Origin of the sequence: Actinomadura spongiicola (assembly GCF_003432485.1) — a bacterium.
Classification (GTDB): domain Bacteria; phylum Actinomycetota; class Actinomycetes; order Streptosporangiales; family Streptosporangiaceae; genus Spirillospora; species Spirillospora spongiicola.
In genome coordinates this window covers 167134-186679 of sequence record NZ_QVNQ01000006.1, presented here as the reverse complement: position 1 = coordinate 186679, position 19546 = coordinate 167134, and the positions used below count along the sequence as shown (strand labels likewise).

Genomic DNA, 19546 nt, shown 5'->3' with positions numbered 1-19546 from the left:
GCTGAACCGGACGCCCCTCGGACGGAACCGCGGGCAAGGGCGCACCCAGCCCAGCACGCCGGACGAACCCCGCCCCCGCGGGCGTAGACGGCTTGGCCTTGGGCGGTAGCGCGCGCTCCCCCGCCGGCGCGGCGTCAGGTGTGGACTCGCCTGACGACGGCGTGGCTCCCTGCTGAGACGACGGGGACTCGGCAGAAGGCGCGGAGTCCGTGATCGGTGGCTGGGCATCATCGGACGGACTCGCGGGCTTGCGCTGAACCGGACGCCCTGCGGGTGGAGCCGCGGGCAAGGGCGCACCCAGCCCAGCGCGCCGGACGAACCCCGCCCCCGTGGACGTGGACGGCTTGGCCTTGGCCGGTAGCGCGCGCTCGCCCGCCGGCGCGGCCCCCTGCGGAGACAACGGGGATCGGAAAGCGTGGTCAGAGCCCGTGATCGGTGGCTGGGCGTCATCGGACGGGCTCGCGGGCTTGCGCTGAACCGGACGCCCCGTGGGCGGAAGCGCGGGCAGAGGCGCACCCAGCCCGACACTCCGAACAGATCCCGGCGCCGTCGGCGTAGACGACCCGACCCCGCCTGAAGAAGGCGTGGCTTTCGGCGCGGGCAGGCGGGTCTTGGACGGTGACGCAGGCTCGCCAGTGGACGGCGCGGCCTCATACGAAGGCGGCGCGTCCTTGGCCGTGGACCACGTGGGCTCGGGGCTGGAGGGCGTGGACTCCCCTGACGACGCGGCCTCATGCGGAGACGACGGGGGCTCAGGAGAGCGCGCAGAGCCCGTGATCGGCGGCCGGACGCCATCGGACGGACTCGCGGGCTTGCGCTGAACCGGACGTCCCGTGGACGGAACCGCGGGCAGAGGCGCACCCAGCCCGACACTCCGAACAGATCCCGGCGCCGTGGGCGCCGGACGTTCAGGCCGTGGCCCTGACAGGTCGGAGGGCCTCTCCCCGGTCTTGCGCGCCGGGCCGTCTTCCCCTGCGAAGTCCTGCGTGTCCTCGTTCGGCGCTGCCGACGACCTTTGCCCCGTCGTCGCCGGCCACCCGGCGTCCCGTCCTCGCGTCTCGCCCGCTGTCGAGCGCTGGACCGGCAGTCCAGACGGCTCCGGTGGGGCGCCGGGCGAAGGGTCTGAAGGGCGCCCACTTCCAGTTGCAGACCGGCGCTGCACCGGACGGCGCGCCGGGGTACTCGATCCGGCCGGCGCTTCCGGAACGTCGGGCAACTCAGGACCGGAGGTGCTCGGCGAGGCACCCGGAGACTGCGCCGCCGGAAAATCCGGCGGGCCCACGCCCTCGGAAGCGGGCCGACGCTGAACCCGACCACGCGCCGGGGCACTCGATCCGGCCGGCGCTTCCGGAACGTCGGGCAACTCAGGACCGGAGGTGCCCGGCGAGGCACCCGGAGACTGCGCGGGTGGAGAATCCGGCGGACGCACGGGTGGGTGTGCGGGCGTGCGCTGCACCGGACGGCGCGCGGGGGCATTCGATCCAGGCGGGTGGCCTGGAACGTCGGGCAGTTCGGAACCGGCGGTGGTCGGGGACTGCGGGGGCGGAGAATCCGGCGGACGCACGCGTGGGGGTGCGGGCGTGCGCTGCACCGGGGGGACTGCGGGGGCATTGGTGCCGGGCGTTGGTTCCGGAGCGGCTTGGAGCTCGGGTTCGGCGGGGGTCGCGGGGGCGTGCGGTGACGGGGGCCGGGGCCTCAGTGCGCGGACCTGGCGGGGTGGGCGCTCGGGCCCGCGGGCGCTGGTCAGCGGCGTCGCCGGGGGCGGTTCCGGGGCGGGCGCCTGCGGCATGGGCGGGGACGTGCCCGCGTGGCGCGGGCGCGGCAGGTCCTCACCGACGCTGCTCGGCGCGTCCAGACGTACCTGGCGGGCCATCTCCCCCGACAGATAGGGGTTCCGCCACGTCGACAGGGACGCGCCGAAGGAGGTGTCGGTGACCGTGCCCATCGAGGGTGGGCGGCGTGGCGGCGGCAGGGCGCGCCAACCGGCGTCGGGGACCCCGGGGCTGCCGGGTCCCGCCGCCGTGCGGGGGCGGCGGGAGAACAGATCACGGATGCCCATGGTCAGCCGCTCACCAGCGAGGCGATCTGGGTGACGTACCGGCGCCGGTCCGGGTGTTCCAGGTCCATGATCTCGTCGAGGGACCAGTGGAAGTGGTAGGCGATGTAGGCGATCTCCCGGTGCAGGCGTTCCGGCGGGTACGTCACGATTCCCCCAGGCGGCTCCCGGCGAGGTCCACCTCGAAGGACTCCGCGCAGGAGGGGCAGTCGACGGTGGCCAGGGTGTGGCCCTCGGTGTTGATCTGCCGGTAGAAGTCCTGCAGGAACGCCAGGTCGGAGGCGAACAGGCTCTCCACGACGCCGTCATGGACGCTCGGCAGCGACCCCAGCCGGGTGATCACCCGGGCGAGCAGCACCACCGAGAGGTAGGGCGGGTTCTCCCGGACGCGCACGTCCTGGAGGGGGACCAGTTCGTCCTTCGCCGTGGCGAGGCGCATCGTGCCGTCGCGATGGACGGTTCCGGCGTCGTCCACGTACCCGCGCGGAAGTTCGAAGGTGAACTCGGTCTGCATCCGGACCGTGTCCACGATGGGGGCTGAGCGGCGCATCAGCCCTCTTCGATCTTCATCTCTTCGTACGTGATGGTGACCGTCTCGGTGACGGGCGAGGTGCCACCGGCCTCCAGGTCGTCGAACTGCTGGTCGCTGCACCACGCGTTGCGGAGGTTGAAGCGCCGGACCGGGTTCTGCTGGTAGTCCATCATGATGATCGTGGCGTCCTTGCGGGCCGAGCTCATGTCGCCCTCGAACGACTTCTTGATCCACTCGGTGAACGCCGAACTGCCCGTCGCGGCGCGGACGACCGTGCATTCGCCCGCCTGCGGGACGCCGGGCATCTTCGCGGTGACCGGCTCGCCCTGGGCCGTGTTCTGCTTGAACTCGATCACGTCCTGCCGCTGACCGAGCCCGGTCACCCGGTGCACGTACTCGACCATCACGCCGTCGATCTGGATCCCGAAATTGTGCGAGACGGCAGAGTCGCCCTTTTCGAATGCCATGGTTCTCCTCCTACCTGAGAAAGTCGTCTATTGACGGGGATGCCTTATTCCTCTAGTTCGCCGCCGCCGGAGATCTGCGCCAGCCGGAACACGACGAACTCGGCGGGTTTGACCGGCGCGACGCCGATTTCGCAGACCACGCGGCCCAGGTCGACCGACTCTGGCGGGTTGGTCTCCTCGTCGCACTTGACGTAGAAGGCCTGCTCCTCGCCGGCGCCGAACAGGGCGCCGTCGCGCCACTCGGTCACCAGGAACGCGGCGATGTTGCGGCGGATCCGTGCCCACAGCGCGTGGTCGTTCGGCTCGAACACCACCCACTGGGTGCCGAGCAGGATCGACTCCTCCAGGTAGTTGAAGTACCGGCGGACGTTCAGGTAGCGCCAGGCCGGGTCGGACGACAGGGTCCGCGCGCCCCACACCCGCACACCGCGGCCGGGGAACGAGCGGATGCAGTTCACGCCGATCGGGTTCAGCAGGTCCTGCTCGCCCTTGGTGACCTGGAGGCCCAGGTCCACGGCGCCGCGGACGACCTCGTTGGCGGGGGCCTTGTGGACGCCGCGCTCGACGTCGCTGCGGGCCCAGATGCCGGCCATGTGACCGCTCGGCGGGATCAGCCCGGTCTTCCCGGACGACGGGTCGAAGACCTTGATCCACGGGTAGTAGAGGGCGGCGTAGCGCGAATCGTATCCGGCGGTGTCCTGCCGCCATTCGTGGATCTGCCGGGCGTTCAGACCGGGTGGCGGGTCGATGATGGCCACCCGGTCGCCCATCAGCTCGCAGTGCGCGATCATGCCGAGCTGGACGGCCTTGACGCCCTCCAGGTCGATGGCGCCGCGCTGGAAGGCGCTCATCAGGTCCGGGGCCGCGACCATGGTGACCGCGTCGAGGGCCTCCAGGCCACCGAAGCCGGTGCGGTCGGCGGCGTCGCCGAGGTAGTGCTCGGGGGTGACCGCCTGGCCGTCGGCGGTCGGCGCGGCGGGCGCCGGGGGGACGGCCAGCGTCACGCTCTGGTTGTCGGGCCTGGCGACCTGCCCGGAGGCCGCCTCGGTCACGGTGATGAGCTTCGAACGCTCCTTCACCTGCGTGACGATGTAGGTGCGGGTGTTCTTCTTGGTCGACACGTTGAAGCTCTCCGCCACCGTGTCGTCGACCTTGACGATCAGCTTGAACCGGTCGTCGGGCTTGTCGCCGCCCTTGTCGCCGCCGTCGATGTCGGCGACCTCGACGGTGACGGTCCCGTCGGCGCCGGAGGGGATCGCGGCGACGTGGAATCCGCCGAGCCGGCTGGGCTCGGCCGCGGCGATCTCCCTGGGCGCGGTGTTCGCGCCGTTCCGCACCCCGTTCTGCGGCGCCCCGCCGACGCGGACCACGTAGCAGGTGCTGCCGCCGTTGTTGAGGAACCCGTACACCGCGTGGGCGAGGTAGTAGCCGTCGGTGAAGTCCCCGAACGAGGCGACGTACTGCGACCAGTTGGTGACCAGCACGGGCTCGTTCAGTGGGCCCTCGGGAGCGAATCCGACGAAGGCCGCCACAGCCGTGCCCACCCCTTCGATCGGGCGGGCCCCGCTGGCCACCTCCTCGACATAGACGCCGGGTGACAGATACGTGGGCATTGGCAGCTACTCCCCCGGTCGAACGGATGTGGGTTCATCGAAACCCTGCCGTCCAGGCGCCCCGCCCGGAACGTCCGTCCGTCCCTACCGGAGGGCACCGTCCGCTGCCCGCGCGGCCACCCGGCGGCTCGTCGGAGCCCTCACGGCGCCCCGGTCAGTGTGTGTTGGGGCGCGTCGACCGGCGCTCCCTGAGGCGTGAGTGTGATCGTCATGAAGAGCTGGCCGTTGTACATCGGCTCCGAGCTGACCCGCCCGATCTGCGGGTCGATCCACACCACCTTGTCCTTGTGGTTGACACCGCAGACGGCGTGGACGTTCCCCGACTCCACTCGCCTGAACACCACGATGCTCGACGCGCCGTGCCCCGCCCCCTTCAATCGGGTCGCCACGGCCCCCCACACACCATCGACCTGCTCATGCGAGCCGGCCACATGGTCATCGGTCTTCCATTCGGTCCCCAGCCAGGCCTTCGTCCGGTTAGGGCCGTCCGCTTCCACTCCCCCGGCGGCGATCGGGGCGGCCGCGGTCGGGTTGCCGGACCACGAGGCGATGAAGCTCCGCGCGGCGTCGATGCAGTTGCGCCGGTAGGCGTCCCCGGGCTCGTCCCGCTGAGAGTTGATCCCCTTCACCCAGTCGGCGGCGGTCGAACCGGAACCGGCGGGACCACCGGAGCCGTGGGGTGAGACCTTCTTGAGCGCTTTGGAGACGCCCCCGACGAGGGAGAAGCCCAAAGTGGTCGGGTCGGGAAACTGCTTGTAGACGCCGCCGGACGAAGGGAAGGTGTTCTCCAGGTTCTGCTGGTCCTGCGGTCTGGGCGGGGCCAGATTGCTGGTGCCGTAGTCCCGCGGGAAGTTCGGCAGGGCGCCGATCGGCCTGGTCGGGGCTCGCTGCACGGTCACCCCGGGCCCGTGACCGGGCCGCCGGCCCTCCACCGCCTGGGACGCGGCCGCGTTGCCCGCGGACCGCTGGAGCGCCAGCATGTCGGACACACCTAAGGGTCGGCCGGGGAGCGCGGGGTTCGCCCGCTCCTCGCCCGCGCGTGCGGATGTGGTCGATGGGGCGCGTGCACCGGATCGGGACCGCTCTCGCCGTTCACTGAGATCCATGGCAGCATCACCTTCCTACCGTTTCGTCGTACACCTACCGGGTGGGGCGCGTCAGCGGGAGGTCCGGAAGGGCACCATCGCGGGACCTCGTGGCCGACCGCTCGGCCGTCCGGTGCCAGAACCTGGGCGCCGGACGGACGCGGCCACGGGCACGTGCGCGCACGGCGGGCACCGCGCGGCCGTACGGGCAGGGAGGCGTGCATCCGAAGGTGCACGCGGGGACATACCAGTGCTTTTCGCGGCGAACTAGCGTCCGATCGGTGAGCATCTGGAGTTCTCTCGATCCGGCGTCGGCGACCGTGGACCCCGGCGACGCCGCGACCGTCACCTTGAAGCTGCGCAACACGACCGATCTGGTCGAGGAGTACCGGATCGGGGTCGCCGGCGGGCCCGGCATGTGGGCCCGGGTGGAGCCGCGGACGCTGCGGCTCTACCCGGGCACGACCGGAACGGCGGAGATCACCTTCCGGCCGCCGAGGACGCCGGACGCGGTCGCGGGCGGGCACCCGTTCGCGGTGGAGGTGACGCCGACCGAACAGCCCGCCGGCAAGACCGTCGTCGAAGGACACCTGACGGTCACGCCGTTCACCGAAGTGCGGGCGGAGCTGCTGCCGCACACCGTGCGCGGCCGGTTCCGGGCCAAGCCGAAGTTCGCCGTGGACAACCTCGGCAACACCCGGCTGACCGCGTCGCTGACCGGCAAGGACAACAGCGGGCGGCTCGGCTTCGAGTTGCGTCCGGCCCACGTGCAGATCGAACCGGGCCGGGCCGCATGGGTCCAGGGACGGATCACCCCGGGCGCCATCACCTGGTTCGGGCACCGCGAGTCGCACCCCTACACGCTGAACGTGCTGCGCTCGGGGGTCGAGCCGGTCGAGGTCGGGGGCGTCTTCGTGCAGGGGGCGGTCATGCCGCGCTGGCTGCTGGGGTTCCTGGGCCTGCTGGTGGCGACCGCCGTCGCGTTCACCATCGCCTGGTTCACGTTCACGCCCAAGTTCGGTTCACGGGCGAGGGACGGCGCCATGGTCCCGGTGGGCAACCCGCTGAGCCTCCCGGGTGACAAGGCCCCGCCACCCGACCAGAAGCCCCGGCAGGAGTCCTCGGCCCCGCCCGAAGGCGGCGGCGCCGAGCCTCCCCCGGCGAGCGACGGCGACGGCGAGGAGCGTCCCCTCGGCGGCCCCGGGAACAATCTGTTCTATCTGAGCAAGTCCAGCCCGTGGCCCGTGCCGCCCGAGCCGGGAGAGGAGCCCGCCGTCTGGAGCTTCCCCGTCAAGAGCCCGGGGTTCGAGAAGGTCGGCGACGACTGGGGGTGCACCTGGAGTCCCGTGCGGTACACCCTCTGCGGCATGAACGACACCTACAACGGGGAGACCGAGACGACCTTCGACTTCTGGGTCCGGTCCAACGGCGACCCCGACGCCAGCGTCTCGGTGATCTTCGACTGGAACTTCGACGGAGGCAAGGAGAAGCTCCAGCGCCGCGAGGTCTTCAAGCCGTTCAAACTGGAGCCGAACCAGGAATGGCAGAAGTACACCGAGGAGGTCGGCCTGGAGTTCACCGATGGTGAGGAGTTCCAGGACCTGAAGGGCGGCAAGCTGAGCGTCGGGTTCTGGGTCAGGTCGGGCGACTCCCCGATCGAGGTGCGCTCCAACGTCCCGGTGGACCAGGAAATGATCGCCGCGCTCCGCATCCCCTTCGACCCGATCCCCTAGCCCCCGAGCCCGCGGCCCCCGGGTGACGGGCGAGCGCGGCGGGGCGGTCAGGCGAGGGTGGGGATGTCGCCGGGCAGCAGGCGGCCCAGTTTGCGGTACTCGCGGCGCGCGCCGGCCAGGAGGTCGTCCATGGCGACCGGGCGGTCGGCGGCGGCCGCGAGGTAGCCCGCGGTGACGGCCGCGCTGCGGATCGCGCCGCCCGCCAGTTCGAACTCCCGCGCGCACCTGTCGAGGTCGACGTCGTCGGCGACGGGGACCGGTGGGGCCAGGCAGTGCTCCCACAGCGCCCGGCGCTGCGCCGCGTCGGGGAACGGGAAGTCGATGACCAGGTCCAGGCGCCGGGTGAAGGCGTCGTCGATGTTGGCGCGCAGATTCGTGGTGAGCACCGCGATCCCCCCGAACGACTCCAGCCGTTGCAGCAGGTAGGCGCTTTCCAGGTTGGCGTACCTGTCACGGGCGTCCTTGACGTCGGAGCGTTTGCCGAACACCGCGTCGGCCTCGTCGAAGAGCAGCACGGCGTCCATCCGGTCCGCCTCGGTGAAGATCCGCTCCAGGTTCTTCTCGGTCTCGCCGACGTACTTGTCGACCACGGCCGGGAGCTGGACGACGTACAGGTCCAGGCCGGTCTCGGCGGCGAGCACCTCCGCGGACATGGTCTTGCCGGTGCCGGACTCCCCGGCGAACAGCGCCACCACGCCGCGGCCCCGGCCGCCGCCGCTGCGCAGCCGCCACTCCCCGAGGACCAGGTCGCGGTGGCGGGCCCGCTGGACGAGTTCGCGGAGCCGCCCCGCGGGTTCGTCGGGCAGCACCAGGTCGTTCCAGCCGACCGCGGGCACGATCCGTTCGGCGTGCTTGTGCAGGCCCCCGGAGTTCTGGAGCCGCGCACCGCGATGCAGGTGCCCGGCCGCCAGGGGCGCGCCGTCGAGTGCGGCGTAGTCGCGTGCCGAGCGCACCGCGCGGCGGATCTGGTCGGTGGTGAAGCGGTAGGTGGCGGTGGCCTCGTCCAGGTCGAAGCCGAGCTCGCCCGGCAGTTCCGCGTGCCACGCGCCGGCGGCGTGCTCCCACGCCGGAGCGTCCAGGACCAGGGGCTGTGTCTCGGTCCACCCGGGGTCGAACGGCTGCGGCCCCGCCAGCAGCACCGGCACCCGTGCGGACGCCTCCGCGAAGGCCCGCACCAGGGCGCCGTCCGGCAGCGGCCCGGCCACCACGGCCGCGCCCCGCATCGTGGCCTCGCGCAGCACGGCCGGGACCAGCGCCGCGTCCAGCCGGGCCGGGTCGGCGACCAGCACGGGCAGCCCGGCGGACGTCGCGGCGGACCGTGCCGCCGCGACGCCCGAGCCGGGACGGGCCTCGTGCAGGTAGACCAGCGGCGGATCGTCGGACCGCAGCCGGGCCGCGAGCCCTGCGAGCCCCGCGGGGTCCGCGGCGGCGGCTTCGGCCGGCCGGACCACGCCGGCCAGGTCGCCGTCCGGCGTGTCGTCGCCGAGGAGGAACGCGGCGACCCGGTCGGGGACCTGGAGCGCGCGGCTCAGGAACGGACGGTCCTCGTCCCGCACGACGACGAGACGACCGGAGACCAGCGGAGCGCCCACCGCGAACCGGGCCCGCGCCCGCGCGGAGGCCACGGCCGTGCCGCACAGGTCCAGGGCGAGGCCGACGGAGGCGCGGCGGCGGCTCACGTCGTCGTTGAGGTAGCCGTACAGCGGCTCGAACGTGCGGTCCACGTCGGGCGCGAGCGCGACGAGCAGGATCTCCAGGTCGAGCTCGGTGAGGCCGAACGCCCCGGCGAGCCGGTGCAGGCGGGTCCCGGTGCCCGCGGTCTCCGCGAGCTCCTCGACGGCCCGTTCGTACTCCCCGTCACGGGACGGTGCGGCGCCCGGTCCCGCGGCCAGCCGCAGTGCCGTCTCCGGCGTCACGTGCAGGCCGCGGAACGGGTCGTCGGCGGACGGGTCGGCGCCCGACCGCGCCTCGACCAGCAGCCGGACGCGGATGCGGAGCGCCTCGACCCGGGCCAGCAGGTAACCGGTCGAGTCGGTCACGCCAGTGACTTCCGCTGGGTCTCCGACACCTCGTGCACGCCGTCGCGCACCGTCACCTCCAGCTCGGTGACGGGCGGTCCCGCGGGGATCTCCGGCGACGCCGGGAACGGCGCGACGACCACGAGGTCCAGCGACGGTTTGAGTTCACCGCCGAGCGCCGACCACAGGTCGCTGATCGACCGTGGGTCCATCGGCGGAACGGCCGCGAAGATCGGGATGGACATGCCGGCCGTGGCCAGCAGGCCGCCGGGCGGCACCATGTCGGCGGGCAGCGTGTCATGCCGCAGCAGGCAGCCCAGCACCGCCGACAGCAGCCGGTGCTCGTCCTCGGGCCGTTTCGTCCACGCGGTGATCAGGTAGGAGAGCCGGTAGAGGCGGGGCGGCTGCCGGTAGCGGGTCACCCGGCCGTTCTCCTCCCGCACGCGGACCGGCCCGTGCTCCCGGCGCGCCACGTCCTCGCGGATGTCGTAGAGGTAGGCGTTGACGGTGGGGGTGTTGCGCTGCGCCGCCCAGTCACGGGTCGGCGCGTCGAAGACCAGGCGCACGTCGCCGCCGCCCAACGCGCGGGTCGTCACCAGCTTCCGCAACGCCTCGTCGACCTCGTGGAACATCAGATGTAACCCTCGCGGAGGGCGTAGGCGACCGCGTGGGCCCGGTTGCGCAGCTGGAAACGGGTCATCAGGCCGTGCAGGACGTTCTTGACGGTCCGTTCCGAATAGGCGAGCTTCCCCGCTATCTCGGACGTGTCCAGGCCGTCCGCGATGAGGCAGAGCACCTCGCGTTCCCGTTCGGCGAGTCCGGTGGCGCTGAGCCCCTGGGCGTCCATGCGGCGCTGGATCCGGGCGACCTGTTTCAGCAGGCGGCCCTGGAGGTCCGGGGGCAGGCTGCCGTCGCCGCCCGCCGCCGCGACGATGGCGCGGGCGATGCCGTCGGGCCCGGCCTCACGCCGCCACAGCACCGCGACGACGCCGCACTCAACGATCTCCAGTAGGTGCGCCTCCTTCAGATCGCTGACGATCAGCACCGGTCGGGCGCCGATCGACCGCGAGAACCGCCGCAGGACCCCCTTGACCTGGTCGTCCACGGCCTCGGCGACGACGACGGCGACGACGGCGTCGGTCTCGGCGACCAGGGTCAGTTCGGGGCGGCGGCGCAGCCCGCCGACCACTCCCTCGTAGGTGATGGGGTCGGGCGCGTGGACCGCCACGGGAATCGTCTCCATCGTCATCCGTCCCCTCCACCGGTACCGTCCGAAGCCGAGCCGTCCGAGCCCGAGCCGTCCGAGCCCGAGCCGTCCGCGTGCGGGCCGGAGCCTTGGGTGCCGACACCGACCGGAGTCCGGTCCGGGCTCTTCCCGAACACCTCGGCCGGCGGCACGACGGAGCCGCCGAACCGGACGCGCCACACCGTTCCGGCGCCGTCCGGCCGGCCGACCGCGACGACCGCCGAACCGGGCGGGATCTTGCCGGGAACCTGCATGCCGTCGTTGATGAACACGACCCGGGCTAGTTCGGTCCCCGCCTCCGCCTCGACCGACGCCTCCGGCGGGAAGCCCACCGTCCGGACGCGGACACCCTCCCGCCACGGGCTCTCCCGCAGCCGCCGCGCCAGCGTCACCGCGGCGCCGCGGGCGGCCTTCCGATGGCCCGTCAGCGCGACCGGCCCCGGGAACGCCGCCAGGTTCAGCCACATGCCGGGACGCACCAGCACCAGCAGCGGATACGGCGCGACCCGGTCGGTGCCGATGGTGAGCCCGTCGATGTCGGAGAAGAACAGGTGCCAGGTCCTCCCCCCGGGAGCGACCCGCCACGGCCCGGGAGCCTCCACGTCGGAGGCCGCGAGGTGCAGGGTCACCTCGGTGGCGTCGATGGTCACGGCGCGTACCCGCGGCACGTCACGTCCGTCCTGTTCGCACCAGTCCGCCAGGCACAGCAGCGCGTGGTGGACGCGGAAGATCGCGCCCGGGTCGGTGGCGGTCCGAGGCACCGGGCCGGCGCCGTAACGCCGCCGGCCGAACAGCCATCCGCCGATCCCGAGCCCGGCGAGCGCCAGGAACGCCACCACGGCGATCGCGAGCGCCGGCGGGACACCGTCGTCCTTCCCGGCGGCGGCCCTGGGCACGGCGAGGGGCGGCGCCTGGGGCAGCAGCGACGACGGGGCGACCATGGGCGGCAGGTCGAGCTCCGGCGACGCGCTCGGCTTGACGGGCTTCTTGGTGGGCTTGGGTTTCACCGACGGGGACTTCGGGGCCTCACGTTTCCCGGTCTCCTCGACGCCCTCCGGTGTCGGTTCGGTCTCCTGGTCGAACCTCACCGGCCGGGGCAGCGCCTCGCTTCGGGGACCGGTGCACGCCTCGTCGCGGCCGGGATGGATGCGCAGGGAACTGACACCCGCGCGGAGCCCTCCCACCCACGTTCCGGGCGGCAGGCACGCCATCATCCCCCGGAACTCGATATCGTCGTACAGCCCGACGAAGCTGCTGGTCCGGTTACTCGCCGAGCGGGTCGCGTCGTTGAAGAAGGACCAGTTCTCGTTCATCTTGAGGTCGGTGTCCGGGTTGTTGGTGGCGATGAGCCCGCCGCCGTCCTTCAGGTCCGGTTTCCCGTACAGGCACCACCAGCCGTCATCGTCGCGGCACGTCGTGTCGGCCCGCGCGTCGGCCCGGACGGCGCCGCCCGGGAGACCCACCACCGCGAACGCCACGGCCAGCACACCGCACACCGCACCGGCGCTCGACCATGGGCCCGGCAACGCTTCCCTCATGCCCCGCTCGACCCCCGCGCCGCAGGAACGCCCGCGTTCGCTTCCACGGCTGACCACCGCTCACCCTCGACGGCGTCCACCCCGACGCCCCCGCCCCCGGTTCGCCCGGTGCCCCCCGCACGACCGCCCCGCGGGCCGCCGCGTTCACACGTCGACTTCATGGGGATCAGCCTCGCGAACCCCGTTCTCCACCACAGCCCCGTAGGCTGCCCAACCGCGGTACAGCCTCCTATACGCGACCGGCGATCACGCAGTTCAGGCCCTGTCCGGCGCGGAGGCACGCGATGGCCACGGATGGCCACGGATGGCCGGGACCGCTATTCCATGATCGTGGGCATAGGGTGGTCTCGCGGAACGCCGGGGAGGTCTCGGTCACCTCCCCGGCTCAACGGTGCCCTTGCCCGTTACCGGAGAATCTCTTCGGAAACCCGGCAACAGCATTTCTCGCCGTCATCGCAGGCGTGCCCGTTCGTGCGGGGCGCGGTGAACGCCAGAGTGGCGGTGGTCGTTCTCGCCCGTTCGTAGACCACGCGTCCGCCGACCAGCGTCGTGGTCACCCGAAGGTCGGGGAGGTCACGCGGGGCCACGTCGAGAAGGTCGCCGTCGACGACGCAGATGTCGGCGACCTTTCCCGGTTCGAGGGTGCCCTTCCAGTGCTCCGCGTGGTCCTGCCATGCGACCGTGCGGGTGTAGGTCGCCAGCGCCTCCGGCAGCGTGACGCGCTCCGCCTCCCCGGCGACACTACCGTCGGCTCCTTCGCGGAGCATGGCCGTCATGACGCCGCGGAGCCAGTGCGGAGCGACCACGGGCGCGTCCGAACCGGAGGTCACGTTGACCCCGGCCCCCAGCGCGCTGCGGTACGGCCACTGGTACTCCGCCAGGTCGGACCCGATGATCGATTCGAGGACGCGCCCCTGGAGGTGGAGCAGTTCCGCGTTCATGTTGGCGCCGATGCCGTGCCGCGCCATCGTCCACAGCGTCCGGGCGGACGGGAAGTTGCAGTGAATGACGTAGTGGCGCGGATCCGCCGGAGGCCGGTGGCGGCCCGCCCTGGCGTAGGCGGCGACGACCGCGTCGGTCGTGGCGTCGCCGCAGGCGTGCGTCCCGACCTGGAGCCCGGCCCGCGCCGCGATCTCGACCATCTCGCGGAGGTTCGCGATCTGCTCTTCGGGCGACGCTCCGTCGATGGTGAGAGCGCCGTTCTCGCCGTCGAGGTACGGCCTGTTCATCCAGGCGGTCCTGAACCGGGGGATCCCATCGGCGAAGACCTTCACTCCGGCGACGCGAAGCGTTCGCGGGTCGACGCCGTGCGGGGGCTCGTAGCCGGTGAGGACGTCGCGGAGCGACCGCGGTCCGGTGCCGGCGCTCAGCAGGGCGGTGAGGCGCAGCGGCAGGTCGCCGACGCGGGCCTTCTCCGCGTAGAGCGCGAGAGTCGCCAGGTCGATGCCGGGTTCGGTGGTGCTCGTGATGCCCTGGGAGTGCAGGATCCGCACCGCCGCGTCGACGGCCCGGGAACGTTCCTCGCGGGTGAAGGACGGGACGACGCGACGAACCAGGTCCTGCGCGGTCTCGCGCAGCACACCCGTGGGTTCGCCGTCCGCGTCCCGGTCGATGACGCCACCGGACGGCGGGACGGTGTCGCGCGTGATGCCCGCCCTCCGCAGCGCGGCCGAGTTGACGGCGACGGCGTGCCCGGAGAAGTCGTCCAGGACGACCGGGCGGTCTCCCGAGACCGGGTCTAGGTCGGCGGCGATCGGAGCACGCGGCAGGCGAAGCTCCTGCCAGCCCCGGCCCCGGATCCACGCGTCCGGCGCCCGCGCGGTGTCAACGGCGGCCCGCACCTCGGCGACGAGTTCCCCGATCGAGGCCTTGTCGACATCGACGGTGAACGGCGGAACGCTCAGCCCGTGCGCGTTGAGGTGCAGGTGGCCGTCATTGATGCCGGGAAGAACCGTGCCGCCGCCCGCGTCGATCACGTCCGTGCGGCGGCCCGCGTGCCGCAGCATGTCCCGGGCCGTTCCGACGGCGAGGACCCGGCCGTCGCGGATCGCGACGGCCTCCGCCTCGCGGAAGTGCTCGTCGAGGACGAGTACGCGTCCGTGGTGAACGACGAGATCGGCGTCACCGTCCGCGTGGTCGGTCCGCGTCATCCTTCTCCTCCGTGCTCGTCCCGTCTCGTTCGACACCGGGGCACATGACCGGTGTCCAGGGACGGCGCCACGAACGGCAGAGGCGGCATGTCCGTAACCCCTGGACGGATGGCCGCGCCGGATGGAAGTAGTCTCCGCCGTGCTGTTGATAAAGTCAACAGTCACCATGCCTGATCAGGCTCGTCAACGCCCTGCCCCAAGGGACAAGCGGCGCTGGTGTTGCCGACGTCATCACGCGAGATTTCACAGTCGGGACCGATGAGTTTCGGACGCGCGGAGGGTCTCCACGGGCATGGACACTCGAACCCTTGAGACACCCGAAGTCGACCTCGTCTACGACGTGCACGGCCCGCTGCCGACCGCCGACGGGCGCCCCCCGCTGCTCATGGTCGGCCAGCCGATGGAGGCGTCCGGCTTCACCACCCTGGCCTCGCACTTCGCCGACCGCACCGTGATCACCTACGATCCGCGCGGGCTCGGCCGCAGCACCCGCAAGGACGGCCGGACCGACAACTCGCCCGAGACCCAGGCCGCCGACCTGCACGCCCTCATCGAGGCGCTCGGCGCGGGCCCGGTCGAGATCTTCGCCAGCAGCGGCGGCGCCGTGACGTCGCTGGCCCTCGTCACCGCGCATCCCGACGACGTGACCACGCTGGTCGCGCACGAGCCGCCGCTGATGTCGGTGCTGCCGGACGCGAAGGCCGTCGAACGCGCCCGCGCCGACATCCGGGACGCCTACGAGAAGAACGGCATGGGGGCGGGCATGGCGAGGTTCATCGCGATGACGTCCTGGCAGGGCGAACTCACCGACGACTACTTCGCCCAGCCCGCCCCGGACCCGAGCGCGTTCGGGCTGCCGACCGAGGACGACGGCTCCCGCGACGACCCGCTGCTCTCCGACCGGTCGTGGGCCGTCACCGACTACCGTCCCGACATCGCCGCGCTCACCGCGGCACCGACCCGGATCGTGATCGCGGTGGGCGAGGAGTCCGCGAACACCTTCACCGGACGTACCGCGGTCGCCACAGCGGAAGCGCTCGGCCAGCAGGCAACGGTGTTCCCCAGCCACCACGGCGGCTTCCTCGGCGGCGAATTCGGCTACGCCGGACAACCCGAAGCCTTCGCCCGCAAGCTCCACGAGGTCCTCGACGACACCGACTGAGCGAGGGACCCGCGAACACCTCCACCGGACGAACCACAGCCGCCACGGCGGAAACGTTCGGCCAGCACACATAGGGACACCCCGGCCACCACGACGGGTTCCCCCGGCAGTGAACTCGGCTACGCCGGGCGCGGGGCGCTCGGCCGTGGGCTTTGGGGGGTTCTTGGCGACGTCGGGTGAGGTTCGACGGGGAGAAGCGAGTCCTCCGGCGGCGGGGGCCGCGCCGCTATGGGCGCGGCGCCGGTGTGCCGGAGGACTCGCCGTCCTGCCCTAGGGGGTCAGGGTCGTCGGGTCGACGAAGGTGTAACCGAGGTCCCGGATGCCGTTCACGATCTGCGTGAGCGGGCCGGTTCCGTAGTAGGGGTGGTAGAAGGTGCTCGCGAACCCGTCACGGACCGCGAGGTTGTACTGGGCCGCCCGGACGATGTCGGCGGGGAGACGTGGCGGGTTGTTGTTCTGCGCGTCGGGCTCGTAGTTCCCGAGGTTCTCGGGCAGGACGGTCGCGCCGCCGACGTCACGGACCGGGTAGGGGAAGAACTGGCCGATGTACCGCTTTCCGTCGATGGGGCCGCCGGAGAGCTGGCCGGAGAAGTAGAGGCTGCGCTCCAGCCGGGCGGCGTACGAGTCCTTGACGGCGCCGTAGTCGACGGCCGAGGCCGCGTAGTGCGGGGTCGTCCAGAGCGTGGGCGTGGGGAGCCCGACCGGCCCGTAGGCGGCCTTGCCCGTGTTGATCCTCGTCGCCGCCCAGGTGGCGGAGTCCTCCGGGACCGGTCCGTCGAAGATGACGTTGTCGTTCGCGTCGACGTGCGAGGTGAAGAACTCGAAGTCGTCGCCCGTCACACCCGTGTAGGGGTTCTTGACGTCGCTGTACTGGTGCGTGTAGCCGTGCGCCACGATCTTGCCGCCGTTGGCGACCATGTACTTCAGGGCGTTGACCACCTGCGGCCGCTGGGCCAGCGTGATGGTCTCCGGGACGCCGCCGTTGTAGACGCCCTTCGGGTCCGTGTAGACGGGGATCACCTGGAACGCGTAGGGGATCTGCTGCGCGGCCAGGTACTGGGCGACGGCCATCAGCTCGTTCGGGTCGCTCGCCGGGCTGATGTCCTCCAGCCGCAGCACCGCGCGGTGCCGGGTGGGCGTGTCCGGCGCGAGGACGTCGAACAGCAGGTCGTGCCAGGCGATGATCCGGTCGGTCTCCTTGGTGTAGGCGTACGGGATCTCACCGAGGTAGGTCAGGTTGCCGGACCTGATCGCCCACGGGAACGTGGTGGCCGGTGTGGTGCTCGTGTCGTGCGCCGTCGCGAGCGTGGTCACCGCCGCCGGGTCGTTGATGTGCGGACGCAGGATGCCGCCGTCGCCCCCGGTGGGGATGATGCGGGTCAGCGGGGTGCTCTTGTAGTCGACCCTGTTCACGGCGCCGATCGGGTCGAAGGACGACCGGGTCGGGTCCCATCCGTACTTGCGGACGAACGCGGAGGTACCGATCTTCCCGGCGAGCGTCCAGATGTTGTCGTTGATCCACACGACGGGCCGGGCCGTGGCGGCGACGTCGGCGTAGAACGCGTTCGGGACGGCGTCGGGGATGTCGCCGCCGTAGTAGGTCGAGCCGATGTAGATGGTGGCGGTGTGCTGCTCGACCTCCCCGGTGGCGTACTGCGACACGGGCTTGGCCGTGACCGCGCCGAAGTGGCCCGCCAGGTTCGCGGTGGCCATCCCGTACAGCTCCCCGAGGAACCCGTACGGGCCGGTCGTGTCGTAGAGCACGAGGGCCGAGGTGGCCCCGGCCTTGCGCGCCGCCTTCGTGCGGGGCGCGACCTTGACGCCCCGGAGCGGACGGATCGTGGTGGATCCGCGCATCCTGCGCTGGTCGGCCGCCACCTGCGCCTTCGCCCAGTCCCGCAGCTTCAGCGAGGACGCCGGGCGGGTGGGAGCCAACTCGTCGCCATGCCGCCACTTCGGGCCGTCCCGATGCGGTGCGGCCGTGTTCCCGGTCGCGGCGGCGGCCGGGGTCACCGCCGCCGGTAGGGCCAGCGACAGCATCGCCGCCAGCAGGGCCGCCGCTTTTCGGCTGCGCCATTTCATGGTCATGCCTCCACGTCCATTAACGAAGAGTGAAAAGCTCCGTACTCTGACGGCATACCGTGCCGGGAGCCCGGTTAATCGGTTCAGGGTGGCACGATCCGGCCGTTTCGCAGCTTTCCCATCCTCTGGATTTTGAAGGGACTTTACTTCGAGGTACCGTTTCCTCGGAACACTTGCGGAGCCTCGGTCCGGTTGGGCCGCCGGACGCTCTGCTTCGTAGTGGGGAGCTGCGAAGTAGCCGAGCGTCCACTCATCGTCATGTAAGGAAGCGGGGGTCAGTGGCGGTGTACCTGAAATCAACGATCGGCGTCCTGCTGGTCTTCACCGGGATCCTGGCATCACCGGAGGAGACGCCGGTCATGCGGGTCGCACGCGTCTTTCTACAGATCACTGGAATCGGTTTCGGTTTCTACTGCCTGGCCGCTATCGGCCTTTTTCTCGCCGGTCTGCGGATGCGGCTCCGGCCGACCGCCGTCACCGAGACACAGGCCCGTCAGCCCAGCGAGTGGCCATGATCGGCCAACTGGCGGTGGCCGGAAGCCTCGCCATCATCGTGCTCGCCGTCGCCTACAACAGTGGAATGTTCGTTCTGTCCCGGCGCCGGACGCCACAACCGGACACGGCCGGGAAGACACGCACCTATGTGTTCATGCTGGCATGCTTGAATGAGGAAAAGGTGATCGGCGAAAGCCTGGCGCGCCTCACCGGTCTTCCCCTGAACGACTTTCTGGTTCTCGTCGTGGACGACGCGTCCGACGACGGCACGGCCAAGATCGTCAGCGCGGCGGCCGAGGTGGCCGAACCCGGCCGAGTCCATCTCTACCAGCGCCGTTTCCCGGACGCTCGAAAAGGAAAAGGCGCCGCCCTCAACGCCGGGCTGGAGTGGCTGCGTGAATCGGCGATCCTCGACGGTAAGGATCCACAGGAAGTCATCATTTGTGTCATCGACGCTGACGGCAGACTTGACAAGAACGCCGCCGAGCAAGTTGACCCTTACTTCAACGACCCCGGCATCGGCGCCGTCCAAGTGGGCGTGCGCATGTACAACCGCCGCAAAGGGCTTCTCGCCCGCCTCCAGGACATGGAGTTCGTCGTCTACGGCGAGATCTTCCAGAACGCCCGCCGCCATCTCGGCAGCGTCGGCATGGGCGGGAACGGCCAGTTCATGCGGCTGGCGGCGCTGCGATCATTGCCCGGCAAGCCCTGGAGCGACTGCCTCACCGAGGACCTCGACCTCGGCGTCCGGCTGATCGCCACCGGGTGGCGCAACGCCTACTGCGGCACGGCCGCCGTCCACCAGCAGGCCGTGCTCACGCTCGGGCGGCTGCTGCGGCAGAGATCCCGCTGGTTCCAGGGGCATATCCAGGCCTCCCGGCTGGCGCCACTGATCCTGCGCGGCATCGCGCCGCGACCGGCGGCGGACCTGCTCTACCACCTGTCGAGCCCCGCGTTGCTGCTGCTCACGTCACTGTTGCCGATCTCGTTCGCCCTCATGATCGGCGACACGGCCGTGGCGTCGATCCGCACCGGGCACAGCCTGCTCTCACCGTGGTGGTTGCCCTGGTTCTATGTGATGACCTTCGGCATGGCGGCCGCCTACGCGTTCGTCTACCGCAAACGTGAGCCGGTGAGCCGCACGTACTCCTTGCTGCTCGGCCACCTCTACGTGCTGTACGGCTACATCTGGTTCGTTTCGGGCTGGTGGGCCCTCGGCCGTGTCCTGATGGGCAGACACGGCTGGCTCAAGACCGCGCGGACCTAGCCTCCTCTCCCCCGACCCTTCTCGGCGTGACGGCCCGGAGCACTCCGTTCGGCGGCCTCTTCACGTGCCCCCCGACCAACCCCGAACCACGTCTGCGAGGAC

The 19546-nt window shown here is 71.3% G+C and carries 15 protein-coding genes; 4 read left to right on the top strand and 11 right to left on the bottom strand.

The window, feature by feature from the left end; all coding sequences use genetic code 11:
• Positions 1-2061: 2061 nt before the first annotated feature.
• From D0T12_RS35945 to D0T12_RS20610, 5 genes are all read right to left on the bottom strand, one after another.
• Positions 2062-2205, bottom strand: a complete 144-nt coding sequence (locus D0T12_RS35945) for a DUF6760 family protein (protein ID WP_170180762.1) — start codon at positions 2203-2205, stop codon at positions 2062-2064.
• Positions 2202-2606: a hypothetical protein gene (locus D0T12_RS20625; protein ID WP_233526189.1), complete on the bottom strand. Its 405-nt coding sequence runs from the start codon at positions 2604-2606 to the stop codon at positions 2202-2204. The genes D0T12_RS35945 and D0T12_RS20625 overlap by 4 nt, the downstream gene beginning before the upstream one ends.
• Entirely contained in the window at positions 2606-3055 is a 450-nt protein-coding gene (locus D0T12_RS20620) for a phage tail protein (RefSeq protein WP_117401288.1), read from the bottom strand. The genes D0T12_RS20625 and D0T12_RS20620 overlap by 1 nt, the downstream gene beginning before the upstream one ends.
• Before the next feature lie 44 nt (positions 3056-3099).
• Positions 3100-4668: a phage tail sheath family protein gene (locus tag D0T12_RS20615; RefSeq protein ID WP_117401287.1), complete on the bottom strand. Its 1569-nt coding sequence runs from the start codon at positions 4666-4668 to the stop codon at positions 3100-3102.
• Positions 4669-4808: 140 nt separating this feature from the next.
• Positions 4809-5648, bottom strand: coding sequence for a toxin glutamine deamidase domain-containing protein (locus tag D0T12_RS20610; protein ID WP_158581558.1), 840 nt, complete (start codon positions 5646-5648; stop codon positions 4809-4811).
• Positions 5649-6034: 386 nt separating this feature from the next.
• Here D0T12_RS20610 and D0T12_RS20605 point away from each other — a divergent pair, with 386 nt between their 5' ends.
• Complete coding sequence (locus D0T12_RS20605; protein ID WP_147339563.1) at positions 6035-7486, top strand: COG1470 family protein; 1452 nt, start codon at positions 6035-6037, stop codon at positions 7484-7486.
• 47 nt (positions 7487-7533) lie between these two features.
• Here D0T12_RS20605 and D0T12_RS20600 read toward each other — a convergent pair whose 3' ends face one another.
• The 5 genes from D0T12_RS20600 to D0T12_RS20580 all read right to left on the bottom strand — a co-directional run bounded on the left by D0T12_RS20600 (position 7534) and on the right by D0T12_RS20580 (position 14438).
• A complete protein-coding gene (locus tag D0T12_RS20600; protein ID WP_117401284.1) occupies positions 7534-9525 on the bottom strand; it encodes an ATP-binding protein in 1992 nt (663 codons plus the stop codon).
• Entirely contained in the window at positions 9522-10136 is a 615-nt protein-coding gene (locus D0T12_RS20595; RefSeq protein ID WP_117401283.1) for a DUF4255 domain-containing protein, read from the bottom strand. Before D0T12_RS20595 ends, D0T12_RS20600 begins: the two co-directional genes overlap by 4 nt.
• Positions 10136-10753 (bottom strand): helix-turn-helix transcriptional regulator, encoded by a 618-nt coding sequence (locus tag D0T12_RS20590; protein ID WP_117401282.1) that lies wholly within the window; start codon positions 10751-10753, stop codon positions 10136-10138. The genes D0T12_RS20595 and D0T12_RS20590 overlap by 1 nt, the downstream gene beginning before the upstream one ends.
• Positions 10750-12288: a peptidase inhibitor family I36 protein gene (locus D0T12_RS20585; RefSeq protein WP_117401281.1), complete on the bottom strand. Its 1539-nt coding sequence runs from the start codon at positions 12286-12288 to the stop codon at positions 10750-10752. Before D0T12_RS20585 ends, D0T12_RS20590 begins: the two co-directional genes overlap by 4 nt.
• A gap of 404 nt (positions 12289-12692) precedes the next feature.
• Positions 12693-14438, bottom strand: coding sequence for an amidohydrolase (locus tag D0T12_RS20580; RefSeq protein WP_158581557.1), 1746 nt, complete (start codon positions 14436-14438; stop codon positions 12693-12695).
• Between the two features lie 292 nt (positions 14439-14730).
• Between D0T12_RS20580 and D0T12_RS20575 the strand changes: the two genes are divergently transcribed.
• Positions 14731-15600, top strand: coding sequence for an alpha/beta fold hydrolase (locus D0T12_RS20575; protein WP_117401279.1), 870 nt, complete (start codon positions 14731-14733; stop codon positions 15598-15600).
• 270 nt (positions 15601-15870) lie between these two features.
• On the opposite strand, the gene D0T12_RS20570 is transcribed toward D0T12_RS20575, so the two are convergent.
• Complete coding sequence (locus D0T12_RS20570; protein WP_199487588.1) at positions 15871-17682, bottom strand: DUF2334 domain-containing protein; 1812 nt, start codon at positions 17680-17682, stop codon at positions 15871-15873.
• A gap of 278 nt (positions 17683-17960) precedes the next feature.
• On the opposite strand from D0T12_RS20570, the gene D0T12_RS20565 reads away from it, so the two are divergent.
• Positions 17961-18197, top strand: a complete 237-nt coding sequence (locus D0T12_RS20565; RefSeq protein WP_117401278.1) for a hypothetical protein — start codon at positions 17961-17963, stop codon at positions 18195-18197.
• On the top strand, positions 18194-19444 hold the full coding sequence (locus D0T12_RS20560) for a glycosyltransferase family 2 protein (RefSeq protein WP_117401277.1): 1251 nt from the start codon (positions 18194-18196) through the stop codon (positions 19442-19444). Before D0T12_RS20565 ends, D0T12_RS20560 begins: the two co-directional genes overlap by 4 nt.
• The last annotated feature ends 102 nt before the right edge of the window (positions 19445-19546 follow it).

Bases quoted from the DNA above. Each gene is read 5' to 3' on its own strand.
- D0T12_RS20625 (WP_233526189.1), bottom strand. From the start codon at position 2,606: ATGCGCCGCTCAGCCCCCATCGTGGACACGGTCCGGATGCAGACCGAG.
- D0T12_RS20570 (WP_199487588.1), bottom strand. From the start codon at position 17,682: ATGAAATGGCGCAGCCGAAAAGCGGCGGCCCTGCTGGCGGCGATGCTG.
- D0T12_RS20615 (WP_117401287.1), bottom strand. From the start codon at position 4,668: ATGCCCACGTATCTGTCACCCGGCGTCTATGTCGAGGAGGTGGCCAGC.
- D0T12_RS20590 (WP_117401282.1), bottom strand. From the start codon at position 10,753: ATGACGATGGAGACGATTCCCGTGGCGGTCCACGCGCCCGACCCCATC.
- D0T12_RS20580 (WP_158581557.1), bottom strand. From the start codon at position 14,438: ATGACGCGGACCGACCACGCGGACGGTGACGCCGATCTCGTCGTTCAC.
- D0T12_RS20585 (WP_117401281.1), bottom strand. From the start codon at position 12,288: ATGAGGGAAGCGTTGCCGGGCCCATGGTCGAGCGCCGGTGCGGTGTGC.
- D0T12_RS20610 (WP_158581558.1), bottom strand. From the start codon at position 5,648: ATGCTGGCGCTCCAGCGGTCCGCGGGCAACGCGGCCGCGTCCCAGGCG.
- D0T12_RS20575 (WP_117401279.1), top strand. From the start codon at position 14,731: ATGGACACTCGAACCCTTGAGACACCCGAAGTCGACCTCGTCTACGAC.
- D0T12_RS20620 (WP_117401288.1), bottom strand. From the start codon at position 3,055: ATGGCATTCGAAAAGGGCGACTCTGCCGTCTCGCACAATTTCGGGATC.
- D0T12_RS20595 (WP_117401283.1), bottom strand. From the start codon at position 10,136: ATGTTCCACGAGGTCGACGAGGCGTTGCGGAAGCTGGTGACGACCCGC.
- D0T12_RS20560 (WP_117401277.1), top strand. From the start codon at position 18,194: ATGATCGGCCAACTGGCGGTGGCCGGAAGCCTCGCCATCATCGTGCTC.